This window comes from Terriglobia bacterium, assembly GCA_020073205.1.
In the GTDB taxonomy this organism is placed as follows: domain Bacteria; phylum Acidobacteriota; class Polarisedimenticolia; order Polarisedimenticolales; family JAIQFR01; genus JAIQFR01.
This window is the reverse complement of record JAIQFR010000132.1, coordinates 1-10,428: the sequence shown is the minus strand read 5'-3', so window position 1 is coordinate 10,428 and position 10,428 is coordinate 1. Positions and strand designations below refer to the sequence as shown.

Here is a 10,428-nt window from a genome sequence, read left to right as displayed (position 1 = left end):
GCTCCTTCGGCACCGTCTTGAAGTAGCCCATCAAGAGCCACGCGATGAAGGGCACGAGCAGCGTCGGATAGGTCAGCATCACCGCGCTGAGCGTATTGCCCAGCTTCATCCGGCCGATGAGATCGGCCATCGGCACGAACAGGAGCGTCTGCGGCACCAGGCACGCCGTGGGTCAACGAGGTCGTGCTGCGCGTCGCGGTCAAGGACGGCAGCCGAGAGAAGGTCGAGCGGTTCGGCAAGGAAGTCGCGCCCCTCGTGACCTCCGGTCCCCCGGGGGTCACCGGCTTCGCGGGTGGCCGCCCGAAGGCGACCGAGGTCCTGGGGACCTGGCCCGCGCTGATCCCCAAGGACCGGGTGAGCGCCCGGGTGACCGTGGAGGAGGTCGCGTGAAGTCCATCCCCCTGCACGCCATGGCCCATGCCCGCTCCGGGGACAAGGGGGACGGATCGAACGTCGGTGTCCTGGCGTACGATCGCCGGGGGTACGAGATCCTCCGCGCGTTCCTGACGCCGGAGCGCGTCAAGGCGCATTTCCGCGGGATCGTCCGCGGGGAGGTCGAGAGGCACGAGCTGCCGAACCTCCTCGGCCTGAACTTCCTGCTGCGCGACTCGCTGGGCGGAAGCGGTTCCTCCAGCCTCAGGAACGACGCGCAGGGGAAGACCCACGGCATGGCGCTCCTCCGCATGGTGGTCGAGGTCCCCGACGATTACGAACCTCCTCACGTCGGCGCGCGCGGCGCCCTGGCGCCCGGAGGGGAGCTTTCCCGAGAGCGGGGTGGCCGATGATCGATCTGCGTTGGGTGCGGACCGAGAAGACCGAGGACGGCATCCGCGTCCTCACGCTGGACCGTCCTCCCGTCAACGCGCTGGGGTTCGAGATGGTCGAGGACCTCGCGCGGGCGACGGAGACGCTCGGGAAGGACGAGGAGGCGCGCTGCCTGATCGTCCGATCGTCCCAGCGGCACTTCTGCGCCGGCGCCGACCTCAAGGAGCGCCGGACGATGAGCACGGACGAGGTGCGCTCGTTCGTAACCCTGCTGGGGAGCGCGTTCTCCGCGGTCGCGTCGCTCAGGTTCCCGTCGATCGCCGCGATCCGCGGCGCGGCGGTCGGCGGGGGTTGCGAGCTCGCGCTCGCGTGCGATCTTCGCCTCGTCGCGGAGGACGCCACCATGGGACTCCGCGAGACGGCGCTCGCGATCCTCCCGGGCGCCGGCGGGACGCAGCGTCTCGCGCGGATCGCCGGCCCCGCCCGGGCGAAGCGTTGGATCTTCACCGCGAAGGCGTTCTCCGCCGCGGAAGCGCTAGCGGACGGGGTGGCCGACAAGGTCGTCGCGGCGGAGCGGCTCGACGCCGAGGCCCGGCGCCTCGCGGAGGCCATCGCGGCGAACGGGCCCGTGGCCGTGCGCCAGGCGAAGAAGGCGATCGACGGCGGCTTCGACCTCCCGATGGCGGAGGCGCTGGCCCACGAGTGGGAGTGCTACCAGGCGGTGATCGCGACGGAGGACCGGATCGAAGCGCTCCGGGCCTTCGCGGAGAGGCGCCCCCCGCGGTACCAGGGGCGCTGAGCGCCCGAGCGGCCTCCGGCTGATACAATCCTCTCCATGGTGCGTCTCGGGTCACTCGGGATCGATCCGCCCCTGGTCCTCGCGCCGATGGCGGGGATCACGGACCGGCAGTTCCGCCTCGTCCTGCGGCGGATCGGCGGCGTCGGCCTGGTCACGATGGAGTTCATCTCCTCGGAGGGGCTGACGCGGGGGAACGATCGCACGCGTGCCCTGATGAGGTTCGCGGAGGAGGAGCGACCGATCGCGATCCAGATCTACGGCTCCGATCCCCACCGGATGGCCGAGGCGGCGCGGTTCGTCGAGGCCATCGGCGCCGACGCGTGCGACGTGAACATGGGGTGCCCGGCGAACAAGGTCCTGAAGGGGTGCGCGGGGTGCAGCCTCATGGGCGATCTCGATCTCGCGAGGCGGATCGTCGCGGAGGTCCGCCGCGCGATCCTCATCCCGCTCACGGTGAAGTTCCGGGCGGGGCTGAGGGAGGACCGGCTCAACTTCCTCGAGCTGGGGCGCATCTGCGAGGCGGAGGGGGCGCAGGCGGTGGCCCTCCATCCGAGGACCGCGAAGCAGATGTTCAGCGGGACCTCCGACTGGAGCCGGATCGCGCGCCTCAAGGAGGCGCTCGCGATCCCGGTGATCGGCAACGGCGACGTGGCAACGGCGGCCGACGCGGCGCGGATGCTCCGCGAGACCGGGTGCGACGGTGTGATGATCGGCCGGGCCTCCATGAAGAACCCCTGGATCTTCCTGCAGACCGCGGATCTCCTGGCTGGGCGCGCTCCGGCGGAGCCGACCGTCGAGGACCGTAAGGACCTCATCCTCCGGCACTTCCGTCTCGTCACCGCGCAGGAGGAGCCGAAGCTCGCGCTCCACAAGCTCCGCACGTTCACCGGCTGGTACACCCACGGCCTCGCCCGCGGACGCGACCTGAGGACGCGCATCAGCTCCCTCCAGTCCTCGGGCGCTTTCCTCGACGCGGTGGAAGCGTTCTTCGCCGAGGTCGGCGCCGCCGCTTGACGTCCGGACGGCCGCGCGGGCTTGCCGTGTCCCGAGGAGTTGGCGTATATCCTGTCTCGCCGATGGGGTAACTCGGGAAAGCGAGCACGGAAGTGAAGGTCTCGAAGAAAGGCGAATACGGCGTCCGCGCGCTGTGCCACCTCGCGGAGCGGCACGGCGAGGGAGTCGTGCAGATTCGCGAGATCGCCCGCCTCGAGGCGATTCCCTGGAAGTTCCTCGAGGGGATCCTCCTCCAGATGAAGGCCGCGGGGATGGTCCGGAGCCGGCGGGGGATCGAGGGGGGGTACGCGCTCGCGAGGCCGCCCGAGGAGATCGCCCTCGCCGAGGTCATCCGGCTCCTCGACGGCCCCTTGGCCCCGATGGGGAGCGCGGCGGAGCTGCGCGAGCTGATGCACCGCAGCCCGCGCCACGCCGGCTTCTACGAGATCCTGATGGACGTGAGGAACGCCGCGGCCGAGATCCTGGACCGCACCACCCTCATGGACGTCGTGGAGAGAAACGAACGATTCAGGAGGCGCGCCGGGCCGCGCGGCCCCCAAGAAGTTTGACACCCGCTCGCGGCGGAGTGTAGGGTTTCTTCTTTTCGGAAGGAGACCCGGATGGACCTCGCCCCGATCCAGCAAGCGTTGCGCCGCGCCCGCCTCGACGGCTGGCTCTTCTGCGACTTCCACCACCGCGACCTGATGGCCTACAAGATCCTCGGACTCGATACCTCGGGGATCACGTCGCGCCGCTGGTACTACTTCGTCCCCGCCGAGGGGGAGCCGGCGAAGCTCTCCCACAGGGTCGAGCCGCGGAAGCTCGATCCGCTTCCCGGGAGGCAGGAGTTCTTCCTGGCGTGGACCGAGTTGCACGAGAAGCTCAAGGCCGCTCTCGGCGCGCCGAAGCGGATCGCGATGCAGTACTCGCCGCTCAACGCCATCCCTTACGTCGCGGTGGTGGACGCGGGGACGGTGGAGCTCATCCGCTCGTTCGGCCACGAGATCGCGTCCTCCGCCGACCTCGTCCAGGAGTTCGAGGCGGTGATCGACGAGGCGGGGTACAAGAGCCACGTCGAGGCGGGGGTGAAGGTCCAGAGGATCAAGGACGAGGCGTTCGAGCTGATGGCCGACGCCCTCCGCCGGGGCAGGCAGCTGACCGAGTTCAACGTCAAGGAGCACGTCGTGACCCGCTTCGAGGAGGAGGGGCTCACCTGTGACGGCGACAGCCCGATCATCGGGTTCAACGACCACCCCGCCGACCCCCACTTCGAGCCGACGCGCGCGAACGCCCACACGCTGAAGCCGGGCGACACGATCCTCGTGGACGTGTGGGCGCGGCGCAAGGAGCCGGTGGGCATCTACTACGACATCACCTGGTGCGGCTTCGCCGGGAAGGAGCCGCCGGCGAAGTACGTCGAGATCTTCCGCGTGGTGCGCGACGCCCGCGATGCCGCCCTCGAGTTCGTCCGCGGCCGGTTCGCCGCGGGGACGCCGGTCCACGGATGGGAGGTGGACGACGCCTGCCGGCACGTGGTGAATGCCGCCGGCTACGGCAAGGAGTTCCTCCACCGGACGGGGCACAGCATCGGCGTCTCGGTGCACGGCAACGGGGTGAACATCGACAACCTCGAGACGCGCGACGAGCGGCTGCTCGTGCCGGGGACCTGCTTCTCCATCGAGCCCGGGATCTACCTCGCCGGGAAGATGGCGGTGAGGAGCGAGATCGACGTGTTCGTCACCCCCGCCGGTAAGGTCGACGTGGCCGGCCCGATGCAGAGGGACCTGATCCTGCTGGGATAGCGCGATTCAGCGCCCGCGGGCCAGGCCGCGCTCCGCGGCCTCGAGGACCGCCGCGGCCACTTCGGCCGCGCGGCCGGGAAAGAGGTGCGACGCGCCCGGAACGACGGTCAGCTCGCCGGGCGGGTCGGCTCGCCCGAGCAGCGCGCGGACCTCCTCCGGTCCGCCGAACTCGTCGTCGCTACCCTGCACCACGGCGAGAGGGCGGCCGGTCCGCGGGATCTCCCGGATCCCGTAGGCGCGCACCGGAAGCCCTATGGCCACCACGGCGGCCACCCCTCGGTCCGATGCGGCATGCCGGATCGCGCACCACGAGCCGAAGGAGTAGCCGACGACCGCCAGCGGGAGAGCGATCGCGACGCCGCGCAGCCAGGATGCCGCGGCCGCCAGGTCGTCGACCTCGCCTCGCCCGTCGTCGTGGGTGCCCTCGCTCGTGCCGACCCCGCGGAAATTGAATCGCAGCGTGGTCCACCCCGCCCGGGCGAGCTCGCGGTCCGCGTGGAAGATCACCGGGTTGTGGAGCGTTCCGCCGTGGAGAGGGTGCGGGTGGGCGAGCACGGCGGCGGCGCGCGCGGGGCAGGCTACCCGGAGCGCGCACTCGAGGCGTCCCGCGGGACCTTCGATCCACAGCTTCCGAGCCTCCGCCACGGACGCCTCCCTCAGCCGGGACGGACCGGCCGAGCCGACAGTCTATCGGACGCCCCCGGTTCCGGCGTCGCAACCCTCGGACTGGATTCGGCCTCGAATGGGCTCGATCTTGGAGGCGTTCCCGGAGCGCCTCCCGCGAGGTCCGCCGTGAAGACCACCGCGACGTTCCCCCGACACTTCAAGCGCAGGCTCGCCGGAGCGCTCTGGCTTCTCCTCTGGATCCTCGTGCTCTACGCCGTCGCGGCCCCGTGGAGGAGCCTGGGAGGTCTCGTGGACGAGAGGCTCCGTTGGCTGGAGTACGTCGTGCTGCTCGCGGGCCTCTGCCTCGGGTTCACCATCGGCCGGTTCGGGAGGGACGCGGCGTCGACGGTCCCGGGGCGGACGCACGCGCGCTTCCTGCGCTTCCTGCTCTATCCGCCCGCGGCGATGACCGCCGCGGGGCTCGTCGTCCTGACGGCGCTCGGCGAGCGCGGACCGGTCGGCGTCGTGGTGACCGCGTTCCTGGCGTACTGGGCGGGACTCGACCTCGCCTTCGGAGCCCTGCCGATGATGGAGGGGAGGTCCTACCGCTTCGACCGGCCGCTCGACCCCGAGCCGGCCGCACTGCGGCGGGACGGGCGGGACCGCGGCTGGGTCCCCCCGTGGGAGCGGTTCTGAGAGTCAGGCGCCGGGGCGGCGGCCTCGAGGATCTTGCGCGTGGCCCCGGAGATCGCCACCGCTCCGAGATCCTCCGGCCGCACCCAACGGGATTCGCCGGCGACGGGAGCGGCACCGCCATGGACGCGGCCGGCGAACACCTCGATGCGGAGCGCCCGGTTCAGGATCGTGTGGCGCGCTCTCGCCATCTCGTCCCCGATCCGCGCGGCGATCCCGAGCCGCCCGAGGAGCGTGCGAAGCAGCCCGGCGGGATCCGCGCCGTCCTGGACCTCGGCGGCGGGAAGGTCCCACTCCCCGCGGAACGGGGTCACGCCGTCCCTCCGCGCGAGGAGGATCTTGCCGCGACGCCGGACCAGAGCGACCGCCACTCGAACCGGCACGGCTCGAGGCACGCGCCGCGGGGCGGGATACCGCTCCGGATGGCCCGAGGCGCGGCCGCGGCAGCTCCGATTCACGGGACAGGCGCCGCAGCCGGGGGCGCGGGGCGTGCACACCAGCGCGCCCAGCTCCATCAGGGATTGGTTCAGGTCGCCGGGATCGCGTCCCCGGACGAGCTCTCGTGCCGTGCGGAGCAGCTCGCGCTCGTCGGTCGCGCCCCTCCCGCGGCGCGCGAGGAGGCGCGAGAGAACCCGCCGGACGTTGCCGTCGAGCGCCGGCTCGGGTCGACCGAACGCGATGCTCGCGATCGCCCCCGCGGTGTACGGCCCGATCCCGGGAAGCGCCAGGAGGTCGGCGGGGTCGGACGGCACGCGCCCGCCGTGGCGGGCGACCACCGCCTGAGCGCCCGCCTTGAGCGCCAGCGCTCGCCGGTAGTAACCGAGCCCGCTCCACGCGGCGAGGATCGCTTCCTCCGGCGCGTCCGCGAGCTCCGCGACGCCCGGGAACGCCGCGAGGAACCTCCCGTAGTACGGAACCACGGTCGAGACCTGCGTCTGCTGGAGCATGGCTTCCGAGACCCAGATCGCGTACGGGTCGCGGGTCCGCCGCCACGGTAGATCCCGCCGGTTCGCGCGGTACCAGCGGAGCAGCGCGCTCCGAGCCGCGCGAAGGGAGACCCGGCGCCTATCCATCCTCGCTCCGGGACGAAGCCGCCTCGCGCCGGTCGATCAGCCGGCACATCGTCTCCGGATCGTCCGAGAAGATCCCGTCCGCCCCGGCCGCGATCAGCGGGTCGAGCTCCCGGGCTCGATTGACGACGTACGCGATCACCTCGAGCCCTGCGGAATGCGCCCGCGCCGCGAACTCCGGGGAGCACAGCCGCCGGTCGGGGTGGAGGGCGCGGGCGCCGGCGCGGAGGGCGGCGGCGAAGGGATCGCCGCGATGCCGGAGGGAGACGGTCACCGCGAGAGCGAGGTCCGGGGCCCGCTCCGCCGCGGCCGAAAGGAGAGGCCACCGCATCGAGGACACGGTGGCGGCGTCGAGGCAGCCGCTCCGGTACAGCGCGGCGAGGACGCCGTCGAGGAGCCTCAGCTCGGCCTCCTCGGGGGGGCTGGCGGAGCGCTCTCGCAGCGCCTTGATCTCGACGATTGCGTGAGCGCGACCCCGCACGACGGCGAGGGCGGCGTCGAGGTCGAGCAGCGACTCTCCGGCGAAGGCGGGGGAGTACCAGGCGCCGGCATCGAGGCGCGTGAGATCCTCCCAGGACCACCCGACGAGCGGGCCCTGCCCATCGGTGGTGCGGTCGAGCGTCGCGTCGTGGAGAACCACGACGCGACCGTCGGCGGACAGGCGGACGTCGATCTCGATCGCGTCGGCGCCGGCGGCGATCCCGGCCCTGAGGCTCGCCGCGGTGTTCTCGGGAGCCCGCGCCGAGGCGCCGCGGTGCCCGACGACCGAGGGACGCCTTCCGCCGCCGGCCTTCATGCCGCTTACCGCATGTGGGGAAGCCGCAGATCCTCGACCGGCCGGCCGCCGGCGAGGTGCTCCTCGACGATCCGGTCCACGTCGTCAACAAGGACGTGCCCGTACCAGACCGCCTCGGGGTAGACCACGACGGTCACCCCGTGAGCGCACTGGCCGAGGCAGCCCGCGGCGTTGACGCGGACCCGGTCCCTCAAGCCGGCCTTCGCCACCGCCTGTTTCATCAGGGCCCGGATCTCCCTTCCTCCCTTCGCCGCACAGCATCCCTTCGGGTCGGCGGCGGGGCGCTCGTTCTCGCAGACGAACACGTGGCGCTCGTAAGGGGGCATGACGCGATTATAGCGTCTGTGCCGGCCCGGCCGGACGGAGCGCGGGAAGGGGTTGTGGTAGCATGCGTCGCTCGAAAGCGATCCGCCCGGGCGCGGTCCCGGGGGAGCGGGGAGACGCTGAGATGCCCCTCAAGAACGTGGAACAGCTCAAGACCCGGACCGCCGCCCTCAAGAAGAAGGTCGCGGACAAAGGCGGCTCGATGACCGGACCCGACTTGAGGGCGCTCAAGAAGAGGGTCCGCCGGGTTCAGCGGAAGCGCCGCCGCCTCGCGTCCGACGCTGCGCGCATCGCCAAGGCCGGGAAGAAGGAAAAGGCGGAGTAGCCCCGGCGGTGAAACCCTGGCGCCGGCTCGGGTCGGAGCGGCTCACGCGGTGCGCGGTATTCGACCTCGACCGCGTCCGGTTCGAGCCGCCCGAGGGCCCGGCGCGGGATTTCTGGGTCGTCGATGCGCCGGACTGGATCAACGTGATCCCGCTCACCGAGGAGCGGCGCGTCGTGATGGTCCGGCAGTACCGGTTCGGGATCGAGGGATTCACGCTGGAGATCCCGGGCGGGATGTGCGACCGGGGGGAGACTCCCGAGGCCGCGGCGCGCCGCGAGCTTCGCGAGGAGACCGGATTCGAGGCGCGGGATCTCGTCCCGCTGGGCTGGGTTCACCCGAACCCCGCGGTCCAGACGAACCGATGCCACACGTTCCTGGCGCTCGGGGCCCGTCCGGCCGGGCCGCAGCAACCCGACGAGGACGAGTCGCTCGAGGTGTCCACGGTCCCGCTTCTCGACGTCCCGGGCCTGATCCGCGACGGATCGATCACCCACGCGCTGGTGGTCGTCGCGTTCCACCTGCTCTCGCTGCGGGGGGACCTCAGCGGCGCGTGAGTACCCGGCCCAGGATCCGGTCGAGGAGGCCGGGAGCGGCGGCGTTCAGGAGGACCATGAGCTTTCCCTCGGGGGAGAGCACCATCTCCCGGCGCCGCGACCTGGCCATGCGCAGGATCGCGCGGGCGACCGACTTGGCGGAGTGATACGCGACGCGCGTCCGTTTCTGGGTCGGGCCGACGCGCTTCATTCGTGACGAGAACTCGCTCTCGGTGGACGAGGGGCACACGAGGCCCACGGAGACGCCGGTCCCCGCGAGCTCGGGCCTCAGGGCGTCCGCCATCCCGTGCAGCGCGAACTTGCTCGCGGAATAGGCGGAGTAGTGCGGGATGCCCCGCTTTCCCAGCACCGACGAGACGATCAGGACCCGGCCGCTTCCCCGGGCGATCATCCCCGGCAGGAAGGGGCGAATCGTGCGGGCGACGCCGAGGACGTTGACCTCGAGCACCCGCCGCAGCTCGTCGTCCGGCGTTTCCCAGAAGAGCGAGTCGAGGCCGATCCCGGCGTTCGCCACCACGACGTCCGGCGGGCCGTGATCCCGCAGGACCGCTTCGCCGAGCGCGACCATCGCCGCGGGGTCCGCCACGTCGGCGGGGAGCGGCACGATGCTCCCCTCGAGACCCGCCTCGGCCGCCAGCGCGTCGAGCCGCTCTTTCGACCGCGCGACCGCGAGGACGCGCGCCCCTTCCCTCGCGAACGTCCGAGCGGCCGCCAGGCCGATCCCCGCGGAGGCTCCGGTGACGAGGACCGTCTTCCCTTCGAAAGCTCCCGTCATTCGGCGGTCGTCCCGCGGCTTCGAGCCGCTACTCGACGCGAACCGAGAGGGCGCCGACCTTGTCGAGACGGGCCTCGAGGAGGTCGCCGGCGCGCACCGGGCCCACCCCCGCGGGGGTCCCGGTGAAGATCAGGTCGCCGCGCTCCAGGGTCATGAGACGGGAGGCGAACGCGACCAGCTGGGGCACGCCGCGCACCATCGCGGCGGTGTCCGCTTCCTGTCGCCTCGCGCCGTTCACGTCGAGGGTGAGCCTGAGCCCCGAACCGTCCCCGACCTCCGCGAGCGGCGCGACCAAGGACACCGGTGCCGCGGTGTCGAACCCCTTGGAGATCGCCCAGGGCTCCCCCTTGGCCTTCGCGGCGGCCTGGACGTCGCGGAGGGTCATGTCGAGACCGATCGCGTAGCCGAGGACGTGGCCCAGCGCCTCCGACTCCGCGATCGCCCGTCCGGCGACGCCGATCACCACCACGAGTTCGACCTCGTGGTGGACCTCGCCCACGTCCGCCGGGATGCGGACGACGCCGCCGTCGTGGACGATCGCGCTCGGGGGCTTCAGGAACAGCACCGGCGGCGCGGCGTCGCGCCACCCCATCTCCTTCACGTGATCCGCGTAGTTCCGCCCGACCGCGAGGATCTTGCCGACCCTGATCCGCTCGCCGGTCCCGCGCGCGATCACGAACGGCTCGGAGGCGGGCCGGTCCATCTCCGGCAGATAGGGCCAGAGGTGGAAGGACCCCTGGGCGGTCGCGACGTGGCGCTCCCCGGCGTCGTAGACGTCCCCCCCGGCGAACGCGACGCGTCGGCCCTTCCGCCCGACCGCGAGGATCTTGCCGACCCTGATCCGCTCGCCGGTCCCGCGCGCGATCACGAACGGCTCGGAGGCGGGCCGGTCCATCTCCGGCAGATAGGGCCAGAGGTGGAAGGAC

14 protein-coding genes and 1 pseudogene are annotated in these 10,428 nt (G+C 71.9%); 9 read left to right on the top strand and 6 right to left on the bottom strand.

Annotated elements, in window-relative coordinates; all coding sequences use genetic code 11:
* Positions 1–183 precede the first annotated feature (183 nt).
* From LAO51_18415 to LAO51_18390, 6 genes and pseudogenes are all read left to right on the top strand, one after another.
* Positions 184–390 carry a hypothetical protein gene (locus LAO51_18415; protein MBZ5640716.1) on the top strand — a complete coding sequence of 69 codons (207 nt, stop codon included), beginning with the start codon at positions 184–186 and terminating at the stop codon, positions 388–390.
* Positions 391–410: 20 nt separating this feature from the next.
* Positions 411–704: pseudogene (locus tag LAO51_18410) on the top strand (hypothetical protein).
* Positions 705–781: 77 nt separating this feature from the next.
* Complete coding sequence (locus LAO51_18405; protein MBZ5640715.1) at positions 782–1,564, top strand: enoyl-CoA hydratase/isomerase family protein; 783 nt, start codon at positions 782–784, stop codon at positions 1,562–1,564.
* A gap of 36 nt (positions 1,565–1,600) precedes the next feature.
* A complete protein-coding gene (gene dusB / locus LAO51_18400) occupies positions 1,601–2,578 on the top strand; it encodes a tRNA dihydrouridine synthase DusB (protein ID MBZ5640714.1) in 978 nt (325 codons plus the stop codon).
* Positions 2,579–2,670: 92 nt separating this feature from the next.
* Positions 2,671–3,126: an Rrf2 family transcriptional regulator gene (locus tag LAO51_18395; GenBank protein ID MBZ5640713.1), complete on the top strand. Its 456-nt coding sequence runs from the start codon at positions 2,671–2,673 to the stop codon at positions 3,124–3,126.
* Positions 3,127–3,177: 51 nt separating this feature from the next.
* The gene (locus LAO51_18390; GenBank protein ID MBZ5640712.1) at positions 3,178–4,359 is read left to right on the top strand and encodes a M24 family metallopeptidase; all 1,182 of its coding nucleotides are present in this window, start codon (positions 3,178–3,180) and stop codon (positions 4,357–4,359) included.
* 6 nt (positions 4,360–4,365) lie between these two features.
* On the opposite strand, the gene LAO51_18385 is transcribed toward LAO51_18390, so the two are convergent.
* Positions 4,366–5,004 (bottom strand): alpha/beta hydrolase, encoded by a 639-nt coding sequence (locus tag LAO51_18385; GenBank protein ID MBZ5640711.1) that lies wholly within the window; start codon positions 5,002–5,004, stop codon positions 4,366–4,368.
* Positions 5,005–5,151: 147 nt separating this feature from the next.
* Between LAO51_18385 and LAO51_18380 the strand changes: the two genes are divergently transcribed.
* Positions 5,152–5,661: a hypothetical protein gene (locus LAO51_18380; protein ID MBZ5640710.1), complete on the top strand. Its 510-nt coding sequence runs from the start codon at positions 5,152–5,154 to the stop codon at positions 5,659–5,661.
* Here the strand turns inward: LAO51_18380 and LAO51_18375 are convergent.
* From LAO51_18375 to LAO51_18365, 3 genes are read right to left on the bottom strand one after another with little or no spacing between them, the layout of a single operon-like run.
* Positions 5,568–6,731, bottom strand: coding sequence for an A/G-specific adenine glycosylase (locus LAO51_18375; protein ID MBZ5640709.1), 1,164 nt, complete (start codon positions 6,729–6,731; stop codon positions 5,568–5,570). The genes LAO51_18380 and LAO51_18375 overlap by 94 nt on opposite strands.
* Positions 6,724–7,524 carry a glycerophosphodiester phosphodiesterase gene (ugpQ, locus tag LAO51_18370; protein MBZ5640708.1) on the bottom strand — a complete coding sequence of 267 codons (801 nt, stop codon included), beginning with the start codon at positions 7,522–7,524 and terminating at the stop codon, positions 6,724–6,726. Before ugpQ ends, LAO51_18375 begins: the two co-directional genes overlap by 8 nt.
* Positions 7,525–7,529: 5 nt before the next feature.
* On the bottom strand, positions 7,530–7,850 hold the full coding sequence (locus LAO51_18365; protein ID MBZ5640707.1) for a (2Fe-2S) ferredoxin domain-containing protein: 321 nt from the start codon (positions 7,848–7,850) through the stop codon (positions 7,530–7,532).
* A 122-nt stretch (positions 7,851–7,972) separates the two neighbouring features.
* On the opposite strand from LAO51_18365, the gene LAO51_18360 reads away from it, so the two are divergent.
* Together LAO51_18360 and LAO51_18355 are read left to right on the top strand one after the other, a co-directional pair.
* Positions 7,973–8,173 carry a hypothetical protein gene (locus LAO51_18360; GenBank protein MBZ5640706.1) on the top strand — a complete coding sequence of 67 codons (201 nt, stop codon included), beginning with the start codon at positions 7,973–7,975 and terminating at the stop codon, positions 8,171–8,173.
* Positions 8,174–8,181: 8 nt separating this feature from the next.
* Entirely contained in the window at positions 8,182–8,727 is a 546-nt protein-coding gene (locus tag LAO51_18355) for an NUDIX hydrolase (protein ID MBZ5640705.1), read from the top strand.
* Here the strand turns inward: LAO51_18355 and LAO51_18350 are convergent.
* Both LAO51_18350 and LAO51_18345 read right to left on the bottom strand, forming a co-directional pair.
* On the bottom strand, positions 8,714–9,502 hold the full coding sequence (locus LAO51_18350; protein MBZ5640704.1) for an SDR family NAD(P)-dependent oxidoreductase: 789 nt from the start codon (positions 9,500–9,502) through the stop codon (positions 8,714–8,716). The genes LAO51_18355 and LAO51_18350 overlap by 14 nt on opposite strands.
* Positions 9,503–9,530: 28 nt before the next feature.
* Positions 9,531–10,205, bottom strand: a complete 675-nt coding sequence (locus LAO51_18345; protein ID MBZ5640703.1) for a fumarylacetoacetate hydrolase family protein — start codon at positions 10,203–10,205, stop codon at positions 9,531–9,533.
* Positions 10,206–10,428 lie beyond the last annotated feature (223 nt).